Below are 26,021 nucleotides of genomic sequence, written 5' to 3' on the forward strand. Positions count from 1 at the left end.
CCCGGGCGGTGGAGCGGGGGCTGGAGCGAGCGCCGGCGCTAACCCGGCATCCGTCGCGCCCTCGGCCGCGCCGGCCGGCGGCGGACAGGCGAGGGTGGTTCAGGGCGGTTCGCGTCCTCCCGGCGGGGTGCAGGTCACCGGCGGCGGCATGATGTCCCGGATGGGCGGGGGCGCCATCCCGCCCGGCCAGACCCGGCTGCAGATCTCGATGAACCACACCTGGCGGCTGAAGGACGAGGTGGTGATCCGCGACGGCATGGCGCCGCTGAACCTGCTGGACGGCGCCTCGCTGGGCCGCCGGGGCGGCACGCCGCGCCACGAGCTTTACCTCCAGGCGGTGCTGGCCCGCAGCGGCATGGGCGCCACCCTGCGGGGCAATTGGCGTTCGTCCACCTGGGTGGACGGCGGCCTGAACGGCGACGACCTCTATTTCTCCGACCTGCCGACTCTGGGCCTGCAGGGCTTCATAGACCTCGACGCGCACAAGGACTGGGCCAAGCGCTACGGCTGGCTGAAGGGCTCGCGGGTCAGCCTCGGCGTCGACAACCTGTTCGACACCAAGCAGCAGGTGGTCAACGACAAGGGCGTGACGCCTCAGGCCTATCAGGAAGACTACATGGACGCCGCCGGCCGCACCTTGCGCCTCAGCTTGCGCAAGGTGCTCTGACCCTTCATGAAAAGGTGAAGGTGCACGGTTCTCAATGATGGCGTAATTGTGGCCAGTCTTCGCGAGTAATGACGTAACGTAAATCGCCGGAACTCTTTGGCGGTGACCTGCGTTGCCCGGCTGAGCTCCTGAAAAATGCGGGAGACGCAGGGAGGAAGCAGCGTGAGCAAGCACCTGAAGACACGGCTCGCCGTGAGCGCGGCCGTGTGCGCGGTCGTCAGCGCCGGACACGCCTTCGCGGGCGCCTTCTACATCCAGGAGCAGTCGGTGAAGGGCATGGGCCGCGCCTATTCGGGCGAGTCCACCGACGTCGGCGCCTCGGCGATGTTCTGGAACCCCGCCGCCATCGGCCGGATCGAGGACAAGGAGCTCTACACCGGCGCGGCCGGCATCTTCGTCACCGGCGAGGTGACCGACGAGGGCTCGACCCTGCAACGGCCGACGCTGAACATTCCCGCCGTGCTGGGCACGTCGATCCCGGGCCTGCCGAACGGGGTCACCGGCCTGCTCAGCGGCGTGCTGCCGGGCCTGACCAACGGCGTGTTGATCCCGACCCTGGAAAGCCTGCCCAACATTCCGCTGCAGCCGGCCCTGGCGGTGGGGGGCAATTCGACAGCCAAGAACCCGATCCCTAAGTCGATCGTGCCCAACTTCGCCTTCGCCATGCCGCTGACCAGCCGGCTGTCGCTGGGCGTGGGGATCAACGCCCCGTTCAACGCCGTGACCACCTACGACGGCGACAGCTGGGTGCGCTACAACGCCATCAAGTCGCGGTTCCTGAACATCAACATGCAGACGGCCCTGGCCTATCGGGTCACCGACTGGCTGAGCGTCGGCGGCGGCGGCAACATCGACTATTTCGACGCCACCTTCAGCCAGATGGGCCCCGACCTGACCGCGCCGTTCCCGGACGGCAAGATCGAGGTCAAGGGCGAGGACATCCGCTACGGCTGGAACGCCGGCTTCCAGGTGCATCCCGGTGACCGCCTGGTCGTCGCCGGCTCCTACCGCTCGGGCTACAAGCACGAACTGGACGGCACGGTGGCGATCTATGGCTTCCAGGGGCCGTTCTCGCTGGTCACCAGCCAGCAGGAGGCCACCACCAGCTTCTCCACGCCCTGGATCGCCACGGCCGGGGTGACGGCGAAGCCGACGCGCAAGCTGGCCGTCCACGCCCAGGTGCAGCGCTTCGGCTGGAGCGACTTCGACACGGTGACCGTCGACCTGAAGGGCGCAGGCCAGCTGCTGCCGGGCGCGCTGCTGCCCAAGCAGATCGTCGTCAACGAGTTCTACAAGGACACCACCAACGTGGCCGTCGGCGTCGACTACCAGGCGACGAAGTGGCTGGCCCTGCGGGCCGGCGTCCAGAAGGACCCGACCCCCACCAACGACCAGTACCGCGACGCCCGCGTGCCCGACGGCGACCGGATGATCTACAGCCTCGGCGCGACGGTCACGCCCAAGCGCAACATCAACCTCGACCTGGGCGCCTCGTACATCAAGCTGAAGGACAGCGTGATCCACGCCGACCAGACGCTGTATGACGGCACCGCCTTCCCGATGGAGCTGTCCCTGCGCGGGCGCTCGGAAGGCAAGGGGATCGTGATCGGCGGCGGGGCGCGGATCGCGTTTTGAGGGCGTGTTTGAAGACCCTCCCCCTGAAGGGGGAAGTGGCCCGGAGGGCCGGAGGGGGAAGTCCCTGCTGATGTCGAGGCGCCGCTGGCTCCGAAGTCACTTCCCCCTCAGTCGCTCCGCGACAGCTCCCCCTCCAGGGGGAGCATCTTGCTGCCTACCCCAATCCCCGCTCCAAATGCTCCACCAGCAGCCGCACCTTGGCCGGCAGCAGGCGCAGGTGCGGATAGACCGCCCAGACGCCCTCGTCGGCCGGCAGGCAGTCCTCCAGCAGCGGGACCAGCCGGCCTTCGGCGACGGCGGCGTCGACGTAGAAGTTGGGCAGTTGGCAGATCCCCAGGCCTTGCAGCGCGGCGTCCAGCACCGCCTGGCCGCTGTTGCAGCGCCAGCGGCCCTGAGGCTTGAACACGATCTCGCGGTCGCCTTCCGGACCTGGGTCGCGGAACGGCCAGGCGTCGACCGCGCCCAGCACGCAGGCGTGGCCTTCCAGCTCGGCGATCGAGCGCGGGGTTCCGGCCTGCGCCAGATAGGCCGGGGCGGCGCACAGGCGGCGGGTGCGCGAGGCCAGGCGCTTGGCGATCAGGCGGCTGTCGGTCAGGCGGCCGAAGCGGATGGCCAGATCAAAGCCCTCGCTGACGATGTCGCGCACCGCGTCGTCCAGCTCGATGTGCACCGACAGCCGCGGATGGGCCAGGACGAAGGCGTTGACCGCCGGCGCGACGTAGCGCTCGCCATAGGCCGTCGAGCAGGTCATGCGCAGCAGGCCCTTGACCTCGCCATCCTCCTCGCCGACGGCGGCCAGGGCCTCGTCGCGGTCGTGGACCAGCTGGCGGCAGCGGGCCAGGAAAGCCCGCCCGGCGTCGGTCAGGCTGACCCGGCGGGTGGTGCGATAGAGCAGGCGGGTCTGGAGGCGCTCTTCCAGCCGCGCCACCTCGCGGCTGACGCCCGAGGTCGACAGCCCCAGCCGCCGCGCGGCCTGGGAGAAGCTCTCGGCCTCGGCCGTGGCCACGAATTCGTCGATGCCGTCCCAGGCGCCCATGGCGGCGATGGTGCGCTCATTGTCCCTTCAGGGCAACAATGTTTTGCATCAATTGGGATTATCGAACCCTGCGCATCGGCGTACCACAGGCGCTCAAGTTCGATCGGAGCCCCACGATGAAGACCCGCGCCGCCGTCGCTTTCGAAGCCAAGAAGCCGCTGGAGATCGTCGAGGTCGACCTCGAAGGGCCCAAGGCCGGCGAAGTCCTGATCGAGATCAAGGCCACCGGCGTCTGCCACACCGACGCCTACACCCTGGACGGCCTGGACTCTGAAGGCCTGTTCCCGTCGATCCTGGGCCACGAGGGCGCGGGCGTGGTGGTCGAGGTCGGGGCCGGCGTCACCAGTCTGGCGGTCGGCGACCACGTGATCCCGCTCTACACGCCCGAATGCCGCCAGTGCAAAAGCTGCCTCTCGGGCAAGACCAACCTCTGCACGGCCATTCGCGCCACGCAGGGCAAGGGGCTGATGCCGGATGGCACGAGCCGCTTCTCCTACAAGGGCCAGACCATCCATCACTACATGGGCTGCTCGACCTTCTCGAACTACACCGTGCTGCCCGAGATCGCCGTGGCCCGCATCCGCAAGGACGCCCCGTTCAAGACCGCCTGCTACTGCGGCTGCGGCGTGACCACGGGCGTCGGCGCGGTGACCAACACCGCCAAGGTCGAGCCGGGCGCCAACGCCATCGTCTTCGGCCTGGGCGGCATCGGCCTCAACGTCATCCAGGGCCTGAAGCTGGTGGGCGCCAACATGATCGTCGGCGTCGATCTGAACCCGGACCGCGAGGCATGGGGCCGCAAGTTCGGCATGACCCATTTCGTCAATCCCAAGGACGTCTCGGGCGATCTGGTCGCCCACCTGGTGGCCCTGACCGACGGCGGCGCGGATTACACCTTCGACGCCACCGGCAACACCACGGTCATGCGCCAGGCGCTGGAAGCCTGCCATCGCGGCTGGGGCGAAAGCATCATCATCGGCGTGGCCGAGGCGGGCAAGGAGATCGCCACCCGTCCGTTCCAGCTGGTCACCGGCCGGGTCTGGAAGGGCACCGCCTTCGGCGGCGCCCGCGGCCGCACCGACACGCCCAAGATCGTCGACTGGTACATGGACGGGAAGATCCAGATCGACCCGATGATCACCCACGTCCTGCCGCTGGAGCGCATCAACGAGGCCTTCGACCTGATGCACGCGGGCGAGAGCATCCGGACGGTGGTGACGTTCTAGTCTCTTAAGCTCCACCCCTCCCCCTTGATGGGGGAGGGGCAGGGGTGGGGGTGACGCCCCCCGCTTCAGGATTTGGTGCGGTCGTGGTGACGTCCACCGCCGCAGTTCACCCCCATCCCCGACCCTTCCCCCATCAAGGGGGAAGGGGGAGACGCGCGCCATGACCGTCGAAACCCTCGCCACCCACCGCACCCAGGACGGGACCCTGCGCTACTGCCGGCACGACAGCGCCAGCACCGGCACGCCGATGAAGTTCACGGTGTGGACGCCGGACGGGGAGGGGCCGTTTCCCTATCTCGTCTGGCTGTCGGGCCTGACCTGCACCGAGGACAACTTCACCACCAAGGCCGGGGCCTATGCCTGGGCGGCGAAACACGGGATCGCCATCGTCGCGCCCGACACCAGCCCGCGCGGCCCTGATCTCAAGGGAGGGGGCGTCGCCGACGATCCGGCCTATGACCTGGGCCAGGGCGCGGGCTTCTATGTCGACGCCACGCAGGCTCCATGGGCGCCGCACTTCAGCATGTATTCCTATGTCGCCAAGGACCTGCTGGAGGCCGTCGACGCAGCCTTCCCGCTGGATCCGGCGCGGCGGGGGATCTTCGGCCACTCGATGGGCGGCCACGGCGCCCTGACCATCGCCCTGCGCAACCCGCAGCTCTTCAAGTCGGTCAGCGCCTTTTCGCCGATCGTTTCGCCGCTGAACTGCCCGTGGGGCGACAAGGCTCTGACCGCCTATCTGGGCCCCGACCGCGCCGCGTGGCGCGCCCACGACGCCTGCGCCCTGATCGAGGACGGTTTCGGCCAGGGCTTCGACGAGATCCTGGTCGACCAGGGCCTGGCCGACAATTTCCTGGAAAACCAGCTGAAGCCGCAGCTGCTGGAAGAGGCCGGCGCCGAGGCCCGGCTCAAGGTCACCGTCCGCCGCCAGGAAGGCTACGACCACAGCTACTTCTTCATCGCCACGTTCATCGGCGACCACATCGACTGGCACGCGGCGCGGCTGTAGCCTCGCCGTCGATGGATGTCGACGAGCACATCGAACGGGTGGCGCGGGCGCGGCCGGGCAAGGTCTGGCGCGACGTCGTGCTGGCCGTCCTCGCCGTCACCGGCTTCGCCGTTCCGGCTTTGCTGGCGGTTCTGCGAATGCGATCGGCGGGTACGCCGCTCACGTCGGTCGAGTGGATCTCGCTCGGGGTGATGCTGCTGGCCCCGGCGGCGGTCTTTCTGGCCGCTTACGGTCTGTGGCGACGGGGGCGCCGGCAGCGGCCTGTGGCGTCGAAGCCGCCCGTGGTGCTGGACTAGCGCCCGAGCCGCCAGGCCACTCGCCACACCACCCGGTTGTGAACTTTCGGTAATTCATCCCGGGTTCAGCCGCCGAACGCTCCTCTCCGCCAAGGCCAAGTTCGGCCGCTGAGGGGTGCTAAACATGCAGAAGAAACTGGCCGTCCTGGCCGTGGTGATGGCCGCGGGCCTGTCGACCTCGGCCTGCGTCATCATCGACGCCGACCACGGCGGCAAGCGCGACGTCACCGTGAAGATCAACGACAGCGACGACCTGGAGTCGATCTACGCCGTCGGCCTGGAGAAGGGCGAGCTGGTGGCCCGGGTGTCGTCGAACGGCTGCACCAAGGCCGAGGACTTCAAGGTCGAGGCCAACCGCCGCGACTCCGTCGTCGCCATCACCCTGGTCCGCGAGCGTCCGGACCTCTGCCGGGCCCTGGTGCCCGAAGGCAAGGACGTGCGCTTCGACCTCGACGGCCTGGGCGTGCAGCGCAACGACCGCATCCGCGTGCGCAACCCGCTGCAGCGGCCGTAAATTACACTTGTCAGCCTTCCGCCGCCGCGCCACTCTCGTTTCGAGAGAGAGGCGCGGATGGCCCAGAGGCTGGCGGGACGGTTCGAGAACGAGCCGCTGAAGGCGATGAACCTGGCGCCGATGATCGGCGTGCTGCTGGCCGTGTTCACCGTGGTGACCGCCACCTCGGTCGGGCTGGGCAAGCCGGTGAACCTCTATGTCGAACCGGGCTCCGTGCCGCCGCCGGCCGACGAGTGGGCGGGACTTCCTTTGCCGGTGACGATCTTCGTTCAGCGGGACGGGACGGTCTATCTGGGACCCGACCGCGTCTCGGGGATTGACGAGGCGGTGGGCCGGGCCGTTGTCAGGGCGCGGGCCCAGAACAGCGACGTCGTCTCCCTGCGGGCCGACCCCGAGGTGCGTTACGAGACGATCGTCTGGGCGGTGCGCAGCCTGAACGCGAAGGGTTTCCAGGCCCAGTTCATCAACGAGGAGATCCACTGATGGCGCGGCTGGCGGGACGGCGGTCCGGCGGGCCGATGGCGGCCGTCGATCTGACGCCGCTGGTCGGGGTGCTGCTGGCCCTGGTCGCGGGCGTGACCGCCCTGACCCTGGCGGGACGGCCGGACCGACAGTTGCGGCTGGACATTCCCGCCGCGCGACCGCCGGCGATGGATGCGTTCCCGCGCGAGAGAACCTACGTATCCATTCATGACGGCCGCTGGTTCGTCGGCGAGCAGGCCGTGACGCGCGAGCGGTTCGCCGACGCGCTGCACGAGACGTCCCAGGCGGCCGGCTGGTCGCTGGTCGAGGTGCGGGCCGACCCCGACACGCCTTACGCCGAGGTGTTCGAAGTGATCCGCGCTGTCGAAGAGGCTGGGTTGCGGCCTCGCCTGCTCAACGAGGACATCCGTTAAAGCCTGGGGGACCGGCCCAGAACCGCGCCCGCCGTTGACTCCCCGTCGCCCCTCCGTCATAAACCGCGCCTTCACGCCGCCGGCTCGCCGCGCGGCGCGACGACCTTATGACGGAATGACCCGACGCCGCCGTTGCAATCGCCCTCCCTAGGGAGGACCGGCCCGGATCGATATAAAGAGTGACCTATGTCGAAGCGCCATAGCGCCAAGTACAAGATCGATCGCCGTATGGGCGAGAACCTCTGGGGCCGGCCCAAGTCGCCGGTCAACCAGCGGTCCTACGGCCCGGGCCAGCACGGCCAGCGTCGCAAGAGCAAGGTGTCGGACTTCGGTCTGCAGCTGCGCGCCAAGCAAAAGCTGAAGGGCTACTACGGTAACCTGACCGAGAAGCAATTCTCGCGCACCTACGAGGAAGCCGCCCGCCGCAAGGGCAACACCTCGGAAAACCTGATCGCGCTGCTCGAGTCGCGCCTGGACGCCATCGTCTACCGCGCCAAGTTCGTGCCGACCGTGTTCGCCGCCCGCCAGTTCGTGAACCACGGCCACGTGACCGTGAACGGCAAGCGCGTGAACATCGCTTCGTACCGCTGCAAGCCGGGCGACGTGATCGCGGTTCGCGAAAAGTCGCGCAACATGGCTCTCGTGCTCGAAGCCGTCGCCTCGAACGAGCGTGACTTCGCCGAGTACGTCTCGGTCGACGCCAAGGGCCTGTCGGCCACCTTCGTCCGCGCTCCGGAACTGTCGGAAGTTCCGTACCCGGTGAAGATGGAACCGAACCTCGTCGTCGAATTCTACGCTTCGTAAGACGCGTCGAACTCGCAAGAGATCGGAAAAGGCCCCGGAGCAATCCGGGGCCTTTTTTTATCCCTCCCCCTGAAGGGGGAGGTGGCCCGAAGGGCCGGAGGGGGAAGGGGCTGCGGAAGTTCGTTCCATCCTTGCCGCCTCAGTACCACCCTCTCCGTCGGCTTCGCCGACACCTCTCCCTTCAGGGAGAGGGTTTCGACCCCTTGAACTCCCAAAACCCCTCCCTATCTCCCTTGAGCGGGCCGGGCCCCTCTGGCGCAGCGTTGTGGGACACAACGCGCGTGATGTCGGACCGCATCGGGTGTTCTCGATGTCTGGGTCCGGGTTTCCCTCCCCCCTCGTGCCGGACCTGACGTCGGGAACACCCGTCCACTCTTGGAACAGGGACCCGACCGACCATGCCCCTTCTGATGTGCCCCAACTGCGACGGCTCCATGCAGGCCGTGCAACGCGCCGGCGTCGAGTTCGACATGTGCCCCAAGTGCCGGGGCGTGTGGCTCGATCGCGGCGAGCTGGAAAAGCTGATGGCCCTGGAGCGCGAGGACGCGCAGGGCGCGCCCGCGCCGCAAGCCGCGCCCCAATCCTCGCCTTCGCCCTTCAATCGCGCCCAGCCCACCTACGAGCAGCGCCCCGAACCGCGTCGCTACGACGACAGCTGGCGCGACCAGCGTCACGATGGTCGCAAGCCTCACGACGACCGCAAGCGCTACGACCATGACGACGATTATCGCCGTCACGGCCATCACAAGAAGAAGCGCTTCGACCTCTTCGACATCTTCGACTGACCCACACCCTCAAAGGCCATGAACCACTTCAAGACCTTCGCCCTGCTCGCCGGCCTGACGGCCCTGTTCGCCGGGGCCGGCTACATGATCGGCGGCGCGACCGGCATGCTGATCGCCTTCGTGCTGGCCGCCGGCATGAACCTCTTCTCCTACTGGAACGCCGACAAGATCGTGCTGCGGGCCTACGGCGCGGTCGAGGTCGACGACAGCCACCCCGAGCCGCTGGTGCGAAACTACGCCCGTGACGTGCGCGACCTGGCTCTGCGCGCCGGCCTGCCCATGCCGCGCGTCTGCATCATCGACAGCGACCAGCCCAACGCCTTCGCCACCGGCCGCAACCCTGAAAACGCCGCCGTGGCCGCCACCACGGGCCTGCTGGCCATGCTCGACCGCGACGAGATCCGCGGCGTCATGGCCCACGAACTGGCCCACGTGAAGAACCGCGACACCCTGACCATGACCGTGACGGCGACCATCGCCGGCGCGATCTCGGCCCTGGCCAACTTCGCCTTCTTCTTCGGCGGTTCGCGCGAGGACGACGAGCGTCCGGGCGGGATCATCGGGGCCATCGCCCTGGCGATCCTGGCGCCGATCGCCGCCATGCTGGTGCAGATGGCCATCAGCCGCTCGCGCGAATACGAGGCCGACCGCGTGGGGGCGCAGATCGCCGGCGACAACCGGGGTCTGGCCCGCGCGCTGGAGAAGATCGACGCCTACGCCCGCGGCGGCGTGGTCAACCACGAGGCCGAGCGCAACCCGGCCACGGCCCACATGTTCATCATTAACCCGCTGGCCGGCCGCGGCGCCGACAACCTGTTCTCGACCCACCCGGCCACCCACAACCGGATCGAGGCCCTGCTGAAGCTGGCGATCGGGCTGGGGACGCGCCAGCGCCTCGAGACGGCCGTGCCGACCAGCGCGCCCAGCCGCAAGCCGGGGCCGTGGAGCTAGGAAAAGGCGTCAGGGGAGCCCCGCCGCCGTTCTTGCCGTAACATTAGGTCGTCACCCCGGCCGCCCTCGTAGAAGGCGCGCATCCCCGAAGTCGCTGACCGCGAGGAAGCCCATCGGGGCGGCGTCGCCGAGCATGCGCGGATCCCGCAGTCAGGCGTCCGGGCTCACTGCGAGGGGAACGGCGGCGGCGGGACGTAGACGCCGGGTGCGTACGGGTAAGACACGTAGGTGCTGGGATAGACCGACTGGGGTCGGGCCGAGAACCACTGTTCCGGGAAGGGGCCCACCGGACCCATGGGCCGCAGGCGTATCGGCATCGTCACCCAGTCGTCCCACGCCAGGCAGGTGCTCATGATGTCGGCGCTGTCGGCGCGGCAGCTGAAGCCGTCGGCGGTCTGGCGGCACTTGTCCAGGGTCGCGGCGGGCTTGTAGCAGGTGCCCTTGCGCCTGGCCTTGGCCTCGGCTTCGGCGCTCGCCGCGCGCATGGCGTCTTCCTTGGTCGAGGCCTGGGCCCAGTGCCAGGTGCTGGCGGCCGCGCCGCCGGCCGTGGCGAGCGCCGAAGCCAGGGCCAGGCCGATCGCGATGACGTGCGCCTTCATGAGTTCGCCTCCCGACATTTGTTACGTCGATTTCGACATCCATCCGACGTCGTCGTCAACAACCTTTGCGGATGCTGTGTCGGCGTATTCCACCTTTGGGATGTTTTTGGCGGCGCTCACTCCACCAGCGGCGCGCGCGACGGATCCAGCCGCACGATCTCGCGGATGCCGACCAGGGTGATGAACGAGCGCACCCGGCGGTCGTCGTTCAGCACCTCGTGGGTGAAGGCCTCGTAGGCCTCCATGGTCGGCACGGTCACGGTCAGCAGGAAGTCGGTGCTGCCGGTCACGTGCCAGGCGCTGAGCACCTCCTTGCGGGCCGCCACCCCGGCCGCGAAGGCGTTGAAGAGGGCGCTGCCCTCGCGCTCCATCTCGACCAGCACATGCATGGTCAGGCCCGCGTTCAGCCGCGCGGGATCGACGATGGCCACGTCGGCGACGATCACGCCTTCCTTGCGCAGCCGCCGCAGGCGGCGCAGCACGGCGCTTTCCGACAGGCCGACCTTTTGCGCCAGGCTGCGGGCCGGTTCGAGGTTGTCGCGGCGGACCAGTTCCAGAAGCTTGCGGTCGAAATTGTCGAGGGTGACGGATTTCGTCATTCGGGCCTCCGATATCGCCTGTTTCAGGCGGTATACGACGAATTTCGGCGAGAAGCGTCGAGGATCGACGCCTATTTTCCGAGCATGTCCGCCGCCGCCCTCCGCCGTCCCGCGCTCGACGCGCTGCTGCCCTATGCCGCCCTGTTCGGGGGCATGGTGACGCTGGCCGGCGGCACCTCGTTCGCCAAGAGCCTGTTCCCGCTGGTCGGGGCGCAGGGCACGAGCGCCTACCGGGTCGGTTTCGCGGCCCTGCTGCTGCTGGTGCTGTGGCGGCCCTGGCGCTTTCCGCTGAGCCGGCGCGACCTCATGGGCGTCGTCTTCTACGGCGCGGCCACGGGGGTGATGAACCTCAGCTTCTACATGGCCCTGCGCACCATCCCGCTGGGCGTGGCCCTGGCCATCGAGTTCATGGGGCCGCTGAGCCTGTCGCTGCTGCACGCGCGCAAGCCCAGCCACTTCCTGTGCATCGGCCTGGCCGCCTTCGGTCTGATGCTGCTTCTGCCGCTGAAACTGGGCGGGCCGGCGCTGGACCCGGTCGGCGTGGCCTTCGCCCTGGCCGCCGCCGTCTGCTGGGCGCTCTACATCGTCGCCGGCAAGCGCCTGGGCCATCTGCACGGCGGCCGCTCGGTGGCGCTGGGCATGAGCGTGGCGGCCCTGATCGTCGTGCCGTTCGGCGTCGCCGGAGCTGGGACAGCCCTGCTCGACCCGCGCCTGATGCTGCTGGGCCTGGTGGTCGCCGTCTGCTCCAGCGCCGTGCCCTATTCGCTGGAGATGATCGCCCTCAAGCGCATTCCCAAGCGCACTTTCGGGGTCATGCTCAGCGTCGAGCCGGCGATCGGCGCCCTGGCCGGCCTCTTCGTGCTGGCCGAGCACCTGTCGCTGCAGCAGTGGGGCGCCATCGCCTGCATCGTCGCCGCCTCGGCCGGCGCCATCCTGACCACCACGCCCGAGAGCGCCGTGGTCGACGACGCCGAGGCGCTGGAGCGGCCGGGCGGCTAGGGCGCCTCGACCGGCAGCAACCGGGTGTATTCCCAGCCCCACGGCAGGCCCGTCTCGCCCAGGGCCGCCTTGACGATCGACGGGATGATCCGCTGGCCGTCGCCGGCGTTGGTCAGCACCACCACGCAACGACGGCGCTTCTCGACGCAGACCAGCATGTTGTCGGTGATGTCGTTGTGGCCGCCCTTGAAGAAGGCGTGGCCCTGCGGCCCGTCGAAGGTGACGACGCCGACGCCGGCCGCCAGCTTGATCCTGGCGTTGTCGGGGTTCTTGTCCTCGGTGAAGGGCGGGAACTGGTAGGCGGCCGGGATCGCCAGGCTGCCCCGCGAGAACTCGGCGCGGGCCTTCTTCGACAGGCCCCAGCCGCCGGCCATGGCCGCCGCCAGCTTGCCCATGTCGTCGATCGTGGTGTCGAGCGAGCCGGCCGCCTTGACGCTGGAGCGGTCGTCGTGGCCCTCCCACTTGCCGTCGGCCTGGCGACCATCGGCCAGGTCGGTCGCGAAGTCGTCGCGCCAGACCATGCCCGAGCGGCTCATGCCCAGGGGCTTGAACAGGCGCCTGTCCATGTCCTCGCCGACCTTCAGGCCCAGGCCCTGCTCGATGACGAACTGCATCAGGTTCAGGCCCTCGCCCGAATAGGCGTAGCGGCTGCCGGGCTCGAACTTGATGTCGAGCTTCTCGTCGGGGTTCAGCCAGCGGAAGTTGGGAAAGCCCGCTGAGTGGGTCAGCAGCATGCGCGGGGTGATCTTGCGCCAACGCGGATCGGCGGCGAGGTCGGCATAGGCCTTGTAGTCGGGCAGGGGCTTGGGGAGGGTTTCGGCGATCGGCTTGTCGAGGTCGAGTTTCCCTTCGTCGACCAGCATCATCACGTAATAGGCGAAGGTCGTCTTGGTCAGCGAGGCGGCGTACATCACCGTCTGAGGCGTCAGGGGATCGCCCTTCTGGTTGCGCACGCCCATCGCCGTGACGTGGGCGACCTTGCCGTTCTCGATCACGGCCACGGCCACGCCGGGGATCTTGCCCACGGTCGTTAGCCGGGCGATTTCGTCATCCAGTTTCGGATTTTCGGCGCGCGCCGATCCGGCGGCCAGACACAAGCCCGCCGCCGCCCACGCCAGAGACTTTCCACGCATTTCCACAGGCCCCACGGTTGCGCGCACCCTCGCGCCGGGCGACCTTGGCGGCCATGGGCGTCTTTTTCAACCGCCGCGTGCTGCTGGCCGGGCTCTTGCTCTCAGGCTGCGCCGCCGTACCGTCACGGCCGCCAAAGCTGCTGCCGGGCGACCCGGATCTCTATGGCGAACTCGAACCCCTGCTGGCCGTCCGATCGGAGGCCGACGGCCTGGTAATCGGCCTGAAGTCGCAGGGCTGCCTGCGCAAGGAAGACCTGCGCTTCTTTGTCGACAGGAAGGGCGGCGTTCCCGACGTCGCCTTCGCCCGTCGGCGACTGGAGACCTGCAGGACGGGCGCGGCGCCGGGCGAAGCCGAGGTGCGGTTCGGCTGGGGCGAGCTCGGGATCGCCGACGCCCGTGCCGTGCGGGTGCTCAATCCTGTGGGGTGAGGCGGACGCCTAACGCGGATCGTCCATGATCATGCCAACCTTGCCGGGAACGCCCTGTCTCTCCAGTTCGCGATGCACACACGCGATCCGGTCGTAGGGAACGTCTCCCGATGTGATCACCAGTACTCGTCCATCCGGACCGACCGAGAACCATTCCTGCGGTGCGCCGCAGGACTCGGCGACAGCCTTCAGTTGCTCCGGGCGCGGCGGCGTCACCGCAGGGGCGGAGGGCTTCGGTGAACAGGCGACGGCCGTAAGGGCAAGCGCCATCAGCAAAGAGTGGAGGAGGGGAAGGCGCTTCATGCCGGCCCAGCTTGGAATCTGCGCGGCGCTGACGTCAACCGCGAAGCCTCACCCCTTCGGCGTGAAGCGCTCGATCATCCAGGGCAGCACGCGGGCAGGGCGTTTGGCGGCGATGTCGATCAGCACCCAGTCGGTGCGGCTCTGGGCGCACATCTCGCCGTCGGGGCCGTCGATGCGGACATAGCGCTCGAAGCGCGGGCCCTTCAGCTCGCCGACCCAGGTGTAGCCGGTGGCGACCTCGTGCGGCAGCAATTCGCGGCGGTAGTCGATCTCGTGGCGGCGGGCCACCCAGCTCCAGGGGGCCCGTTCTTCTTCCGAAGCCCAGGCCTCCCAATGAGCGATCGCCAGGTCCTGGGCCCAGCCCAGATAGACCACGTTGTTGACGTGGCCGTTGGCGTCGATGTCCGACGCCTTCGGCTCGAAGGTCAGGGGATAGGCGTCGCCGGGCGGGACGAACAGTCGGCTCAAGCCGAGATCACGCCCTGGTCGACCAGCAGGGTCTTCAGTTCGCCCGACTGGAACATCTCGCGGACGATGTCGCTGCCGCCGACGAACTCGCCCTTGACGTAGAGCTGCGGGATGGTCGGCCAGTCGGTGAAGGTCTTGATGCCCTGGCGCAGCTCGTCGTCCTGCAGCACGTCGACGCCGACGAACTCGACGCCGAGGTGGTCGAGGATCTGCACGGCCACCGACGAGAAGCCGCAGCGCGGCTGGTCGGGCACGCCCTTCATGAACAGCACCACCGGGTGCTCGGCCACGGTCTTGGCGATGAATTCGATGGCGGGAGAGGCGGCGACTTCGGTCATGACGGGGAATTCCTTGGGCGTAGCCTCTCAGCTAGGCGCCGCAAGGCCCCGGGTCAAGCGCGGCGCTTGGCCCCATCGGCCTGTTCGGCCGAAAACCGCGCCATCTCGATCTGGGCGGCGCAGCCGGTCGGCAGGTCGCGCTCGGTCACCCGGGCCAGGGCTTCCAGCTTGTCGCGCTTGTGGGTGATCACCTGCACCGTGGCCAGCGACGGCTCGGTCAGGGCGTAGCCGAGACAGAGCTCCTGGCCGGTCCAGCCGGGGGTGCTGTCGAGGAAGTCGTAGCCGCCCAGATTGGCCAGCGGATCGGTGCGGCGACGCCAGAGGGACGGCTTCTTGAAGATCGGCCGGGCTTCGCGGTCGCGGATCGACTGGGGCCAGAAGTCCTCGCCGATTACCGCCACGTCGCGGCCGAAGGCGTTGCGGACGCGGTGGCGGTCGACCCAACCCGAAGACAGGTTGAACGGCGCGGCCAGGGCGTCGAACACGCCGGTCGCCAGATGGCGCTCCTGGCTGTCGCCGCGGCTGGCCAGGCCCAGGGACTGGATCAGGCCCGACTGGCGCAGGCCCAGCAGGGCGGCCAGGGCCGAGGGCGGGAAGGCCGAGCCCGGGTCGTCGACCGTGACCAGGTTCACATAGGACAGGCCGCAGCGCTCGACAGCCAGGTCGACCATGTCGTGCGCGGCCTGGGCGCTCAGCAACTCGCCGCCGCTGCGCAGGCGCCAGCCCACGAACAGCAGCCGCCGCTCGATGGTGGTCAGGGACTCGCCCACGCCCTCCAGCAGGGCGTTGGACGAGCCGTGCACCTCGAAGCTGTTGATGCCGGCTTCGAGGGCCGTGAAGATCAGGTTGCGCCAGTCCTTGCCGCCCATGCGCGGATGGTCGGCCAGCCTCAGCGTGATCGCCGAGATCGCCATGCCTTCCTTGCCGAACGGACGGTAGCGCAAGGGCCTTACTCCGTGGGGGCGGCGGTTTCGAGCGCCAGGGCGTGCAGCTCGCCGCCCAGCACGTCGGCCAGGGCGCGGTTGACCATCTGGTGCTGCTTGACACGGCTCAGGCCGCGGAAGGCGGGCGAGACGATGCGCGCCTTGTAGTGATCGCCGTCGCCGGCGAGGTCCGTCAGTACGATCTCGGAGTCCGGGAAGGCCGCGTTCAGGCGGGCTTCGAGCACGTCGGGCGCCATGGGCATGGGGCGGAGTCTCCGATCCTTGGAAGGGCTAGATGCCCGATAAACCTTAAGATCGCGCATATGACGGTTGTCGCGCTCAGGTGCAATCGACGCAGGGGCGAGCGCCCGCCGTCGATCGCGCTTGACGATAACGCGATCTCACGCAACGATCACGCATCCGTGAATCTTACGTGAGGTGGGCGTAATGCGGTGGTTGGCGGTAGTGGTCGCGGCGACGATCGCGATGGGACTGGGCGGGTGTTCGCCCCTTACCACGGACCAGCCGATATTCGGTCCGGCCGATGTCGGCGACGCGCCGCGTTTGCGCGAGGGTCTGTGGGTAGCCTCGGGCGAGGACTGCCGGATCCCAAGTCAACGCCCGCTGGCCGGGTGGCCGCGCTGCGCCAAAAGCGACACCCTCCTCGTGCGCCGGGGAGAGGCCCTGTCGCTCCATGAGGAGGACGCCCGCGTCGGACGCTATTATTGGGCTTCATGGCCCTATGTTGTCGTCGATGGCGTGCCGCTGATCGTGCAGACCCGCTTGCCGGAGAACCCTTTCGACGATCCGGCGCAGCCGTTGAAGTCGAAAGGCGACCACATGTATTTCGCGCTCGAGGTCGAAGGGCGCGATCCGGAAGGCGGTGTCACGGCGCTGCTGCTCTATCTCGTGACCTGCGGACCGGAAGGCGAGCATGACGCTCCCTGGCCCGGCGTGCGTCAGGACCCGCAGGGGGGATGTATAGTCGATGGACCGGCGGCCGTGCGGGAAGCGGCGAGGCGTAGCCGGGCGCAGCAGGACGGCATGCATTTCCGCTGGATCCGCGAGGCGCGCACCGACGACTTCGCCAAGGTGCGCCGATGATCGCCGCCCTGCTGGCCGCCGCCGCCGTGGCCGCGCCCCCGCCGCCGCTGGTGGTGCGCGAGGGGGTCTGGAGCCTGGGCTGCTCGAAGAACGAAGCCGGCTGTTCCACGGTGCTCGTGCGCGGCGGCGAGGTGCTGAGCCGGGTCGACGGCGAGATCCTGCGCATGCCGCTTCGCCTCGTGCCTGGCGATCCGCCGATGCTGCGGCTCGACCAGGAGTACGACGAAAAGTTCGGCGGCTTCATAGATCTGGACGAGGCCTATTCGACCCATTGGCGCAGCTATGTCGGCGTCGGGATTACGGCCCGTGACGCGCGGGGGCGGGTTACGCGTCTCCACCTCTGGCCGATCTGGTGCGAGGTCCCCGAGGACGGCAAGACGTCCAAGCAGCCTGGCGTGCGCTGGGACCCCGTCCGTCACGCCTGTCTGGTCGACGGCAAGGACGCCATCCGGGCCGCCTCGGCCGAGGATCGCGACCTCTATGGCGATCTCATCACCTACCAATGGCTTCGTGACGCGGCCCCTGATGAAGAACCGCAGGAAGGCCGGGAGTAGCTGGGTCGGGTCTCGACCGGGAAGTGTTCCCGGGCGATGAGAAGCGTGAAACGCGATTCCATGGCGGGCCTCGATGAAGCTTCCACGACTCTGGTCGGCGTTGGGGCCGGCGCTGGCCCTGGCGGGCGCATCGCTGCTGGGCGGCTGCGGCGGCGAGGTGATTTCCCCGCAGCCCCTGTTCGGCGCCAAGGACGCGGCGACCCGCGAGGCGCCCCGTGCGGGCTGGTGGGTGATGGTCAGCCCCGAGGAGGCGTGCGGGATCGATCTGGCCAAGCCTACCGGTCAGTGGCCCGACTGCGCGCGGCCCGTGCTGCTCTCCGGGCGCATGGCCGGAAAGCTGACGGTTTCGGAAGGCGAGGGGGATGCGGTGGGGATCGACTACCTGCTGGCCGCCGGAGAGCCGATGATCCTGCAGGCCAGCCTGTCGTCTCCGCCGGGCGATAGCGGCGGCTACACCTATCATGTGCTGCGGCCGACCCGTCGGGATGCGCGGGGCAGGCCGGTCGAGATCGCGGTCTGGCCGGTGCTCTGCGGTCCACCGGCGCCGCGAGCGCCGTCCGGCAGAGGCGGGGCGGGGGTCACCGCCGCGCCGTGGCCCAGCGTGGAGATGAGCGGCGGCGGCTGCCGCGTCCGCGATCTGGACGGTCTGCGCGACGCGGCTCGGCGCAGCGAGTCCCTGTCCGGCGGCGCGCCGCTCACCGTCCGCTGGTTGCGCGAGCGCCGGGCCGGTGATCAAACCGACGACCAGTGGCTGGCCAAGGCCATGCAGTGATCCGGCATTTGGAAAATTCGATGCGCACGCCCTTCGCAACCGCTTCCGCGTTCGTCTTCGCGACGGTCCTGGCCGGCCTCGCCGCGCCCGCCCTGGCCGGTCCGGGGGACCTGGCGCTCGACGACGTCAGGATCCTGTCGGCCGACGCCATGCAGGGGCGGGCGGTGGGCTCGCCCGGTTCGCAGCTGGCGCGCACCTATATCCTGGAGCGCTTCAAGGGCATCGGCCTGGCGCCGATCGGCGAGGGCTTCGAGCGGCCGTTCCGCTTCAAGCGCAAGGACGGCGTGACGGTCACCGGCGTCAATCTCGTGGCCCGGATCAAGGGGACGGAAGGCGGCGGCAAGACGTTGCTGGTCACCGCCCACTACGACCATATCGGGGTCAGGAACGGCCAGATCTACAACGGCGCCGACGACAACGCCTCGGGCGTGGCGGGTCTGCTGGCCGTGGCCGAGGCCTTCAAGGAAAAGCCGCCCAGGCACGACGTGCTGATCGTCGCCCTCGACGCCGAGGAGAGCGGCCTGCGCGGCGCCAAGGCCTTCGCCGCCGAACCTTCGGTCCCGCTGGCGAGCATCGGCCTGGCGGTGAACTTCGACATGCTGAGCAAGAACGCCAAGGGCGAGCTCTACGTCTCCGGATCCTCGCCGCAGCCGTTCCTCAAGCCCATCCTCGACGACGTCGCCAGGACCGCGCCGGTGACCCTCAAGCAGGGCCACGACACCGACGCCCAGGGCAAGGACAACAACTGGACCTTCCAGTCCGACCAGGGCGCCTTCGCCGAGAAGGGCGTGCCGTGGGTTTATTTCGGCGTCGAGGATCACCCCGAATACCACCAGCCCACCGATGACTTCGAAACCATCCCCCAGCCCTTCTTCAAGGGCTCGGTGGCGACGGTGGTCCAGGCGACCCGGGCCTTCGACGAGCGGTTGGGGGAGATCGTGAAGGCCTCGGGGCGCTGACCCCTTCCCCGTAAAATCCCCGCGAAAGCGGGGACCCAGGCTTTTTCTGCAACCCGCCGCGCTCGACGATAAAACACCTGGGTCCCCGCTTTCGCGGGGATTTTACGGAAGAGAGCGGGTTCCGCCGGTCGCCCATATACTATAGGGGGGTATGCTATGGCTCACCTCTCCACCGACAACGACGCCCTGCTCAAGCGCGTGCGCCGCATCGCCGGCCAGGTCGCGGCGATCGAACGCGCGATCGAGGGCGACCACGACTGCGCCAAGACCCTGCATCTGGTCGCCGCCACCCGCGGCGCGCTGAACGGACTGCTGGACGAGATCGTCGAGGCCCACCTGCGTGAGCACGTGGCCGCTCCGGGCCTTACAGACGCCGAGCGCGAAAAGGGCGCGGCCGAGGTGATCGAGGCCTTCCGCCGCTATTCCAAATGAGATCCGACATGACCGCCGTCACCGCGCCCCCGCATCAGCACGACCACGTCTTCCTGGCCGCCGACCACGACGCCAACGCCCGCCGCACCCTGTGGGTGGTGGCGCTGACCGCCGTGATGATGGTGGTCGAGATCCTGGCCGGCTGGTGGACCGGCTCGATGGCCCTGCTGGCCGACGGCTTCCACATGGCCACCCACGCCGGCGCCCTGGCCGTGGCGGCCGCCGCCTACGCCTATGCTCGCAAACACGCCACGAGCGCCCGCTACAGCTTCGGCACCGGCAAGGTCGGCGACCTGTCCGGCTTCGCCTCTGCCCTGGTGCTGGCGGTGATCGCCATCGGCGTTGGCGTGGAGTCGGTGCGGCGGCTGTTCGAGCCGTCGTCGATCGCCTTCATGGAGGCCATCGTCATCGCCGTGGTCGGCTTGGCTGTGAACCTGGCCAGCGCCGCCCTGTTGTCGGGCGGCCACCATCATGGGCATCACCATGGTCACGACCACCACCACGGCCATGACCACGCGCACCACGACCACGCGCACCATGGGCATGGCCACGACAACAACCTGCGCTCGGCCTACATGCACGTGCTGGCCGACGCCCTGACCTCGGTGCTGGCCATCGTCGCCCTGGTCGCCGGCCGTCAGTTCGGCTGGACCTGGCTGGACCCGATCATGGGCGTGGTCGGGGCGGTGGTCATCGGCCGCTGGGCCATCGGCCTGATGCGCGACACCGCCGCCGTCCTGCTCGACACCACCGACGACCACGTGGCCGAAGAGGTGCGCGAACTGGTCGAAGGCCCTGGCGACGCCCGGATCCTCGACCTCCACGTCTGGAAGGTCGGGCCCCAGGCCCACGCCGCCATCGTCAGCGTGGCGGGCCTGACCGCCGAGGCCGTGCGCGGCCGGCTGGTCCCGGTGCACGAGCTGCGGCACCTGACGGTGGAAGTCGGCTGATCAAATCCTCCCCCTGAAGGGGGAGGTGGCCCGGAGGGCCGGAGGGGGAAGTTCCTGCTGCCTCTGAGGCGGCTGCTGGCTCTGAAGCTACATCCCCCTCCGTCGGCTTCGCCGACACCTCCCCCTTCAGGGAGAGGGTTTCTGCGGCCTACCCGTCCACCTCGTCGTTGGCCGCCTCGACCTCGACGCCGAACACCTCGTCGATGACCTCCATGATCTCTTCGAGGTCGTCGAGGGTCACGCGGACGCGCAGGGTCTGGTCGTCGTCGGCGGTGAGCGTCAGGAAGATGCCGTGCTCGGACTCCTCCAGGATGAACTCGTCGAGATTGGCGATGACGGACATGGCGCGCCTCCCAGCTGGCGAAGGGGGAGCGGACGGCGGCGGCTTTCGTTCCGGACCGCCGCCGTCCAGGGCTCAGGCGTGTTCGGGAACCCGGTAGCGGGCCGCCGGACGGTCGCGCGACAGGTTCGGCGCCAGCTTCAGCCGCGCGCCGTCATAGGCGGCGAAGTCGGCGGCGTCGGGCAGGGAGGGGATGGTCACCAGCTCGCCCTGGTCGAAGCCCGCCAGGGCCGCGTCCACCAGGTCGCCGACCTCCATCAGGGTCGAGGGATCCAGCGCGTCGGCGCCGCCGCTTCCCGAACGGTCCCAGATCTCGGTGCGGGTGGCGCCGGGCAGCACGGCCTGCAGCTTCACGCTTTCCGGCAACTGGCTGCGCAGGCCCTGGGTGAAGTAGGTCACATAGGCCTTGGTCGCGCCGTAGACCGGCGAGCGGAACTCCGGCAGCAGGCCGACCACCGACGAGATGTTGACGATCGCGCCGCGATCGCGGGCCGTGAAGGCGCCGGCCGCCGCATGGGCCAGACGGGTCACCGACACCACATTCAGCTGGATCAGGTTGTCGATCTTGTCGAGGTCCTGGTCGACGAAGTCGCCGGCCAGGGCCGCGCCGGCGTTGTTGATCAGGAGGTCGATGGACGCGTCGTCGCGCAGCCGGGCCTCGACGCGGGCCAGGTCGGCGGCGTTCGTCAGGTCGGCCTGGATGACGTCGACCTTCACGCCGGTCTGCGCCTTCAGGCGTTCGGCCAGGTCGGCGAGGCGCTTGGCGTCGCGGGCGACCAGCACGAGGTCGTGGCCGCGCCTGGCCAGGCGGTCGGCATAGGTGGCGCCGATGCCGGTGGAGGCGCCCGTCACCAGGGCCGCGCCGGGAAACTGTTGCTTGCTCATGGTCTCTATCCCCTCGGGATGGTTGTCGCCTCGGCGCTCGGCCCGGCGTGACTTGCAGATGGCAAGTTACTTTCGAATTGCAAGTGACCGGCTTTCATTTTGCTAGCCAGCCCCTATCTTTCGTCCATGACCACGCGCGCCTTCGATCCCGGACAGTGCCCCGTCGGCCGCACGCTGGAACGCGTCGGCGACGTCTGGAGCCTGATGATCCTGCGGGACGCCTTCCACGGCCTCACCCGTTTCGACGCCTTCGAAAAGAGCCTCGGGGTCGCGCCGAACATTCTGACCAAGCGCCTCGGGGCGCTTGTAGAATCCGGCTTTCTCGAGCGGCGGCCCTATCAGGACCGGCCGGTGCGCCACGAGTACGTGCTGACGGAAATGGGCCGCGACTTCGGGCCGGTGCTGACGGCGCTGCTGGCCTTCGGCAACCGCCATCTCGCCAAGGAGGGGATCGCCAGCTGCCTGGTCGATCGCGAGACGGGCCAGACGGCGCAGCCGGTGGTGGTCGACGCCCGCAGCGGCAAGCCGATCGACGGGGCGGACTTCGCCTACGCCGCCGGTCCGGCCGCGGGCGAGGCGGTGCATGCACGCCTGGCGCTGATGAAGGTCTTGAGCGGCCGAAGCTGAAACGGCGATCTTGCCAACGGCTTTCGCCTTGGTTGTATGCTATCCTCGATTGTGAAAACGCCGCCGGGGAGGCACGACCATGGACACCATCACCGCCAAGAGCGCCAACGGCGCGACCGATCCGGTTCCCGTCTCCGCCCTGGCCGAGGATGTCGCCGCGCCGCCCGCCCCGGCCGTGACCGCCGAGCCCGAGGCCCAGTCCGAGCCCCTGACGGCGGCCGCGTCTTCGACCGGCCCGGCGGTGAAGCTCAACTTCGTCAACCGCTCCAACGGCGGCCCCGGAACCCAGGTGCTGGTGTTCGGCAAGCCGGTGACCCCGGCCGCCGACGAGGCCTCGTCCGCCTGGCTGGTGATCCAGAACTGCGCGCCCGGCTGGAGCCATCCCTTCGTCTGGCCGGCGGCGGTGACGATCGGGGTGATCGACGCCTGGGGCAACGTCTCGCCGCAATTGGCGATCGAGAACGGCCAGGTGGCCACGGTGACCAGAACGGACTCGGGCGAGAGCCTGCAGCTCACCGACCAGACCACCTCGCCCGAGGCCTTCGGGGTGATCAACCAACTGCCCCAGGGCTCGGTCGGGGTCACGGTGTTCCGGGCCGGCAAGCCCTATGTCCAGACCCGCGCCCTCTTTCCCGGCAGCCAGGTGATCTTCACCTTCAAGCCGACGATCTGGATCGGCGCGGTCTCGCAGGTGCGCGAGGGCGAGCCGCTGACCAGCGCCGTCGTCCAGCAGGTCAACACCGAGATCAACCTGATCGGCATGGCCGGCGCCGACATCGTCATGACCGGCGGTGGCGAGGGGCCCGACGCCAAGCCGTTCGTGTTCTCGCTGGAGAACGTGACCTACGCCTGAGAGGGCCCGAAACCTCGCAACTCAAAGCTCGTCATCCCGGCTCTCCGCTTCGCTACGGCCGGGATGACGAGCTTTGGGGGAGGGGGCTTCTACCTCACGCCGCCGCGCGGATCGCCGCCAAGGTCGTTGCCGCTTCGACGCAGGCCGCCGCGGCCTCGCGGCCCTTGTTGCCGGCGTCGTCGCGGCTGCGCAGTTCCGCCTGCTCGTCGGTGTAGGTCGTCAGCACCCCGAAGGCGATCGGCGTCTCGGTGGCCAGGCCCGCGCTGACCAGGCCCCAGGCCGCGCCGGCGCTGATGAACTCGAAGTGGGCGGTGTCGCCCTTGATGACGCAGCCGAGGCACGCGACCCCGGCGTAGCGGCCCGTCCTCGCCAGGGCCTGGGCGATCAGCGGCAGCTCGAAGGCGCCGGGGGCCTCGAAGACGTCGGCCTCCGCGACCGGCGCGCCGCGCTCGGCGAACTCGGCCAGGGCCCCGGCCAGCAGGCCGCCGGTGACCTCGGGATTGAAGCGGCTGATGGCTACGGCGAAGCGGGGAGCGGTCATGCGGGGATCCTCGAAGGCGGGACGGAAAGACGGTGGCCGAGCTTGGCGCGCTTGGTGGCCAGGTAGCCGGCGCTGAGCGGATCGGGCGGAACGACCAGCGGCAGGGTCTCGCGCACGGCGACGCCCAGGTCTTCCAGCGCCCTGGCCTTGCGCGGATTGTTGCTGAGCAGGCGGACCTCGCAGACGCTCAAGGACCGCAGGATGGCGGCGGCGGGGCCGTAGTCGCGGGCGTCTTCGGGAAAGCCCAGGGCGTGGTTGGCCTCGACGGTGTCCAGCCCCTGGTCCTGCAGGGCGTAGGCGGCGATCTTGTTGGCCAGGCCGATGCCGCGCCCCTCGTGGCCGCGCAGATAGACCAGCACGCCGTTGCCGGATGCGTCGATCTTCGCCAGCGCCGCGTCCAGCTGGGCGCCGCAGTCGCAGCGGCGCGAGCCGAAGGCGTCGCCGGTCAGGCACTCGGAATGCACCCGCACCAGCGGCGAGCCGGTCAGCGGTCCCCGCACCAGGGCCAGGTGCTCGCCGCCATCGAGGCGGCTGCGGAAGGCCCGGGCCTCGAACAGGCCGTGGCGGGTGGGCAGGCGGGCGCTCGCCACCGCCTCGACTGGCGGATCGGCGGCGATCAGGTGGGCGCGCAGCTCGGCGATGCTGAGGATCGGCAGGTCTTGGCGTTGGGCGAAGGCGGCCAGATCGTCCCCCCGGGCCATGGTCCCGTCGTCGTTCATGATCTCGCAGATCACCGCCGCGGGCGTGAGGCCCGCCATCTTCGCCAGCTCGACCGAGGCCTCGGTGTGGCCGGCCCTGGCCAGCACCCCGCCGGGCACGGCCCGCAGCGGGAAGACGTGGCCCGGCGAGACGATGTCGGCGGGAGAGGCGCCCGCCGCCACCGCCGCCTGGATGGTCCGCGCCCGGTCGGCGGCCGAGATGCCGGTGTCGACGCCTTCCGTCGCCTCGATCGAGACGGCGAAGGCGGTGCTGCGCCGCGTGCGGTTGTCGGCGACCATCGGCGGCAGGCCGAGGCGGTCGATGAGTGGCGCGGCCATGGCCAGACAGATCAGGCCGCTGGCCTGCTTGGCCATGAAGGCCACGGCGGCGGCGTCGGCGAACTGCGCGGCCTGGACGAGGTCGCCCTCGTTCTCGCGGTCCTCGTCGTCGACGAGGATGATCATGCCGCCGGTCTCGAGGCGCTCCAGCGCTACGCTCAGGCGTTCAGGGAGGCGTGACATAGCCGCTCCACATATTTGGCCAGCACGTCGACCTCGACATTGATCGGGTCGCCGGGCGCGGCGTGCTGCAGGTTGGTGTGGGTCCAGGTGTGGGGGATCAGGGTCACCCCGACGGCGAAGCGGCCGTTCTCGACCGGCTCCACCGCATTGAGGGTCAGGCTGACTCCATTGAGGGCGATAGAGCCCTTCTCGACGCAGTAGGGGGCCAGGGCCGCTGGCAGGTCGAAGCGGGTCTTCCAGGCGCCGTCCTCGTGGACGATCGAGGCCACGCGGGCTTCGCCGTCGACATGGCCCTGGACGAGATGTCCCGACAGCCGCGTGGCCAGGGTCACGGCCCGTTCCAGATTGACGAAGCCGCCGACCGCCAGGGCCTTGAGGTTGGTGCGCGCCAGGCTCTCGGCGCTGACGAACACCTGGGCGCGGCCGCTCATATCGCTCTCGACGATGGTCATGCAGGCGCCGTTGACCGCCACGCTCTCGCCCAGGGCAAGGTCGGGAAAACCCGTCTCCAGGGTCAGGCGCACGGCGCCGTCGGCGACGGTTTCGACGGCCGTCACCTGCCCGAGGCGCTCGACGATTCCGGAAAACATGGGGTCTCCTTCTCAGGCCAGGACGCGGGTGACGGCGTCGCCCTCCGGGCCCTGGCGAATGATGATCTGCTCGTCCCACAGGCCCGCTTCGAGGAAGGCGGCCAGCAGGGTTGGGCCACACTCGACCAGGGCCGCCATGACCCCGTCCTCGGCGAGGGCGGCCAGCGTCTGCGGGATGTCGCCGTGCAGGCTGGGGGCGAAGCCTCGCGCCCGGGCCGCGTCGAGATAGGCGCTTGGCGTGCGGCCCCGACGATCGAGGATCGCCAGGCGGCGCGGCTTGCGGCGCGGGTCCGGAACCCGGCGGACGGTGAACAGCGGGCTGTCGGCCAGGATCGTGCCCGAGCCGGTGATCACCGCGTCGGCCCGCCGCCGAAGGTCGTAGGCCAGGGCCAGGGAAGCCTCCGAGGTGAAGGTCTTGGCGCCGGCCGGCGGGATCATCGAACCCTCGGCGTCCAGGGCCTGCTTGATCGTCAGCCACGGCCGGCCCTTGGCCAGGCGGGTGACGAAGGGGGCGATCAGCCGGGTTGCGCGGGCTTGCAGGTCGGTGGCGTCGGCATGGGCGAGCTCGGTGATCGGCCGGACAGT

35 protein-coding genes and 1 pseudogene are annotated in these 26,021 nt (G+C 69.2%); 21 read left to right on the top strand and 15 right to left on the bottom strand.

Going from position 1 to position 26,021, the window contains the following annotated elements; all coding sequences use genetic code 11:
• Together DMC18_RS10250 and DMC18_RS10255 are read left to right on the top strand one after the other, a co-directional pair.
• Positions 1-667: pseudogene (locus DMC18_RS10250) on the top strand (TonB-dependent receptor); the annotation flags it as partial.
• A gap of 162 nt (positions 668-829) precedes the next feature.
• Positions 830-2,302: an OmpP1/FadL family transporter gene (locus DMC18_RS10255; protein ID WP_158285895.1), complete on the top strand. Its 1,473-nt coding sequence runs from the start codon at positions 830-832 to the stop codon at positions 2,300-2,302.
• Between the two features lie 154 nt (positions 2,303-2,456).
• Here DMC18_RS10255 and DMC18_RS10260 read toward each other — a convergent pair whose 3' ends face one another.
• Positions 2,457-3,338: a LysR family transcriptional regulator gene (locus DMC18_RS10260; protein WP_110121508.1), complete on the bottom strand. Its 882-nt coding sequence runs from the start codon at positions 3,336-3,338 to the stop codon at positions 2,457-2,459.
• Between the two features lie 116 nt (positions 3,339-3,454).
• Between DMC18_RS10260 and DMC18_RS10265 the strand changes: the two genes are divergently transcribed.
• From DMC18_RS10265 to htpX, 9 genes are all read left to right on the top strand, one after another.
• Positions 3,455-4,564 (top strand): S-(hydroxymethyl)glutathione dehydrogenase/class III alcohol dehydrogenase, encoded by a 1,110-nt coding sequence (locus DMC18_RS10265; protein WP_110132920.1) that lies wholly within the window; start codon positions 3,455-3,457, stop codon positions 4,562-4,564.
• A gap of 160 nt (positions 4,565-4,724) precedes the next feature.
• Positions 4,725-5,573, top strand: coding sequence for an S-formylglutathione hydrolase (gene fghA, locus DMC18_RS10270; RefSeq protein ID WP_110121507.1), 849 nt, complete (start codon positions 4,725-4,727; stop codon positions 5,571-5,573).
• Positions 5,574-5,584: 11 nt separating this feature from the next.
• Positions 5,585-5,869, top strand: coding sequence for a hypothetical protein (locus DMC18_RS10275; protein WP_110121506.1), 285 nt, complete (start codon positions 5,585-5,587; stop codon positions 5,867-5,869).
• 124 nt (positions 5,870-5,993) lie between these two features.
• Positions 5,994-6,383, top strand: a complete 390-nt coding sequence (locus tag DMC18_RS10280) for a hypothetical protein (RefSeq protein ID WP_110121505.1) — start codon at positions 5,994-5,996, stop codon at positions 6,381-6,383.
• Between the two features lie 57 nt (positions 6,384-6,440).
• On the top strand, positions 6,441-6,866 hold the full coding sequence (locus tag DMC18_RS10285; protein ID WP_110121504.1) for a biopolymer transporter ExbD: 426 nt from the start codon (positions 6,441-6,443) through the stop codon (positions 6,864-6,866).
• Positions 6,866-7,279: a biopolymer transporter ExbD gene (locus DMC18_RS10290; RefSeq protein WP_110121503.1), complete on the top strand. Its 414-nt coding sequence runs from the start codon at positions 6,866-6,868 to the stop codon at positions 7,277-7,279. The genes DMC18_RS10285 and DMC18_RS10290 overlap by 1 nt, the downstream gene beginning before the upstream one ends.
• A 186-nt stretch (positions 7,280-7,465) precedes the next feature.
• The gene (gene rpsD, locus DMC18_RS10295) at positions 7,466-8,083 is read left to right on the top strand and encodes a 30S ribosomal protein S4 (protein WP_110121502.1); all 618 of its coding nucleotides are present in this window, start codon (positions 7,466-7,468) and stop codon (positions 8,081-8,083) included.
• A 398-nt stretch (positions 8,084-8,481) separates the two neighbouring features.
• Positions 8,482-8,868 (top strand): zf-TFIIB domain-containing protein, encoded by a 387-nt coding sequence (locus tag DMC18_RS10300; protein ID WP_110121501.1) that lies wholly within the window; start codon positions 8,482-8,484, stop codon positions 8,866-8,868.
• 18 nt (positions 8,869-8,886) lie between these two features.
• On the top strand, positions 8,887-9,819 hold the full coding sequence (gene htpX / locus DMC18_RS10305) for a zinc metalloprotease HtpX (protein WP_110121500.1): 933 nt from the start codon (positions 8,887-8,889) through the stop codon (positions 9,817-9,819).
• Between the two features lie 164 nt (positions 9,820-9,983).
• Here htpX and DMC18_RS10310 read toward each other — a convergent pair whose 3' ends face one another.
• Positions 9,984-10,418, bottom strand: coding sequence for a hypothetical protein (locus DMC18_RS10310; protein WP_110121499.1), 435 nt, complete (start codon positions 10,416-10,418; stop codon positions 9,984-9,986).
• Between the two features lie 116 nt (positions 10,419-10,534).
• Positions 10,535-11,017, bottom strand: coding sequence for an Lrp/AsnC family transcriptional regulator (locus DMC18_RS10315; protein ID WP_110121498.1), 483 nt, complete (start codon positions 11,015-11,017; stop codon positions 10,535-10,537).
• A gap of 84 nt (positions 11,018-11,101) precedes the next feature.
• On the opposite strand from DMC18_RS10315, the gene DMC18_RS10320 reads away from it, so the two are divergent.
• A complete protein-coding gene (locus tag DMC18_RS10320; RefSeq protein ID WP_110121497.1) occupies positions 11,102-12,016 on the top strand; it encodes a DMT family transporter in 915 nt (304 codons plus the stop codon).
• Here the strand turns inward: DMC18_RS10320 and DMC18_RS10325 are convergent.
• Entirely contained in the window at positions 12,013-13,149 is a 1,137-nt protein-coding gene (locus tag DMC18_RS10325; RefSeq protein WP_110121496.1) for a serine hydrolase, read from the bottom strand. The two genes, DMC18_RS10320 and DMC18_RS10325, sit on opposite strands and share 4 nt — an antisense overlap.
• Positions 13,150-13,202: 53 nt before the next feature.
• On the opposite strand from DMC18_RS10325, the gene DMC18_RS10330 reads away from it, so the two are divergent.
• The gene (locus DMC18_RS10330; RefSeq protein ID WP_110121495.1) at positions 13,203-13,577 is read left to right on the top strand and encodes a hypothetical protein; all 375 of its coding nucleotides are present in this window, start codon (positions 13,203-13,205) and stop codon (positions 13,575-13,577) included.
• 9 nt (positions 13,578-13,586) lie between these two features.
• On the opposite strand, the gene DMC18_RS25625 is transcribed toward DMC18_RS10330, so the two are convergent.
• From DMC18_RS25625 to DMC18_RS10350, 5 genes are read right to left on the bottom strand one after another with little or no spacing between them, the layout of a single operon-like run.
• Positions 13,587-13,880 (bottom strand): hypothetical protein, encoded by a 294-nt coding sequence (locus DMC18_RS25625; RefSeq protein WP_146218038.1) that lies wholly within the window; start codon positions 13,878-13,880, stop codon positions 13,587-13,589.
• Between the two features lie 48 nt (positions 13,881-13,928).
• Positions 13,929-14,348, bottom strand: a complete 420-nt coding sequence (locus DMC18_RS10335) for a thioesterase family protein (RefSeq protein WP_110121494.1) — start codon at positions 14,346-14,348, stop codon at positions 13,929-13,931.
• Complete coding sequence (gene grxD / locus DMC18_RS10340; protein WP_110121493.1) at positions 14,345-14,686, bottom strand: Grx4 family monothiol glutaredoxin; 342 nt, start codon at positions 14,684-14,686, stop codon at positions 14,345-14,347. Before grxD ends, DMC18_RS10335 begins: the two co-directional genes overlap by 4 nt.
• A gap of 53 nt (positions 14,687-14,739) precedes the next feature.
• A complete protein-coding gene (locus DMC18_RS10345) occupies positions 14,740-15,630 on the bottom strand; it encodes an aldo/keto reductase (protein WP_110121492.1) in 891 nt (296 codons plus the stop codon).
• Positions 15,631-15,635: 5 nt separating this feature from the next.
• Complete coding sequence (locus DMC18_RS10350; protein ID WP_110121491.1) at positions 15,636-15,872, bottom strand: BolA/IbaG family iron-sulfur metabolism protein; 237 nt, start codon at positions 15,870-15,872, stop codon at positions 15,636-15,638.
• A gap of 193 nt (positions 15,873-16,065) precedes the next feature.
• Between DMC18_RS10350 and DMC18_RS10355 the strand changes: the two genes are divergently transcribed.
• The 6 genes from DMC18_RS10355 (at position 16,066) to dmeF (ending at position 20,380) form a co-directional block, all read left to right on the top strand.
• On the top strand, positions 16,066-16,713 hold the full coding sequence (locus DMC18_RS10355; protein WP_146218039.1) for a hypothetical protein: 648 nt from the start codon (positions 16,066-16,068) through the stop codon (positions 16,711-16,713).
• Positions 16,710-17,267 (top strand): hypothetical protein, encoded by a 558-nt coding sequence (locus DMC18_RS10360; protein ID WP_110121489.1) that lies wholly within the window; start codon positions 16,710-16,712, stop codon positions 17,265-17,267. Before DMC18_RS10355 ends, DMC18_RS10360 begins: the two co-directional genes overlap by 4 nt.
• A 73-nt stretch (positions 17,268-17,340) precedes the next feature.
• The gene (locus tag DMC18_RS10365) at positions 17,341-18,039 is read left to right on the top strand and encodes a hypothetical protein (RefSeq protein ID WP_146218040.1); all 699 of its coding nucleotides are present in this window, start codon (positions 17,341-17,343) and stop codon (positions 18,037-18,039) included.
• A 20-nt stretch (positions 18,040-18,059) separates the two neighbouring features.
• A complete protein-coding gene (locus tag DMC18_RS10370; protein ID WP_110121487.1) occupies positions 18,060-18,998 on the top strand; it encodes a M20/M25/M40 family metallo-hydrolase in 939 nt (312 codons plus the stop codon).
• A gap of 156 nt (positions 18,999-19,154) precedes the next feature.
• The gene (locus DMC18_RS10375; RefSeq protein ID WP_110121486.1) at positions 19,155-19,430 is read left to right on the top strand and encodes a metal/formaldehyde-sensitive transcriptional repressor; all 276 of its coding nucleotides are present in this window, start codon (positions 19,155-19,157) and stop codon (positions 19,428-19,430) included.
• 8 nt (positions 19,431-19,438) lie between these two features.
• Positions 19,439-20,380: a CDF family Co(II)/Ni(II) efflux transporter DmeF gene (dmeF, locus tag DMC18_RS10380; RefSeq protein ID WP_199228581.1), complete on the top strand. Its 942-nt coding sequence runs from the start codon at positions 19,439-19,441 to the stop codon at positions 20,378-20,380.
• A 148-nt stretch (positions 20,381-20,528) separates the two neighbouring features.
• On the opposite strand, the gene DMC18_RS10385 is transcribed toward dmeF, so the two are convergent.
• Entirely contained in the window at positions 20,529-20,723 is a 195-nt protein-coding gene (locus DMC18_RS10385) for a hypothetical protein (protein ID WP_110118919.1), read from the bottom strand.
• Positions 20,724-20,795: 72 nt separating this feature from the next.
• On the bottom strand, positions 20,796-21,605 hold the full coding sequence (locus DMC18_RS10390) for an SDR family oxidoreductase (RefSeq protein WP_110118918.1): 810 nt from the start codon (positions 21,603-21,605) through the stop codon (positions 20,796-20,798).
• A 126-nt stretch (positions 21,606-21,731) separates the two neighbouring features.
• On the opposite strand from DMC18_RS10390, the gene DMC18_RS10395 reads away from it, so the two are divergent.
• On the top strand, positions 21,732-22,232 hold the full coding sequence (locus DMC18_RS10395) for a helix-turn-helix domain-containing protein (protein WP_110118920.1): 501 nt from the start codon (positions 21,732-21,734) through the stop codon (positions 22,230-22,232).
• Positions 22,233-22,311: 79 nt separating this feature from the next.
• Entirely contained in the window at positions 22,312-23,085 is a 774-nt protein-coding gene (locus tag DMC18_RS10400; protein ID WP_110118917.1) for a hypothetical protein, read from the top strand.
• A 94-nt stretch (positions 23,086-23,179) separates the two neighbouring features.
• Here DMC18_RS10400 and ribH read toward each other — a convergent pair whose 3' ends face one another.
• The 4 genes from ribH to DMC18_RS10420 all read right to left on the bottom strand — a co-directional run.
• Positions 23,180-23,626, bottom strand: a complete 447-nt coding sequence (gene ribH / locus DMC18_RS10405) for a 6,7-dimethyl-8-ribityllumazine synthase (RefSeq protein ID WP_110118916.1) — start codon at positions 23,624-23,626, stop codon at positions 23,180-23,182.
• A complete protein-coding gene (ribB, locus tag DMC18_RS10410; RefSeq protein WP_110118915.1) occupies positions 23,623-24,846 on the bottom strand; it encodes a 3,4-dihydroxy-2-butanone-4-phosphate synthase in 1,224 nt (407 codons plus the stop codon). Before ribB ends, ribH begins: the two co-directional genes overlap by 4 nt.
• Positions 24,822-25,436 carry a riboflavin synthase gene (locus tag DMC18_RS10415; protein WP_110118914.1) on the bottom strand — a complete coding sequence of 205 codons (615 nt, stop codon included), beginning with the start codon at positions 25,434-25,436 and terminating at the stop codon, positions 24,822-24,824. The genes ribB and DMC18_RS10415 overlap by 25 nt, the downstream gene beginning before the upstream one ends.
• Before the next feature lie 12 nt (positions 25,437-25,448).
• Positions 25,449-26,021, bottom strand: a 573-nt coding sequence (locus DMC18_RS10420) for a RibD family protein (RefSeq protein WP_146218041.1), incomplete at its 5' end; no start/stop codon positions are given.

This window comes from Caulobacter sp. D5, from assembly GCF_003185805.1.
Classification (GTDB): Bacteria; Pseudomonadota; Alphaproteobacteria; order Caulobacterales; family Caulobacteraceae; genus Caulobacter.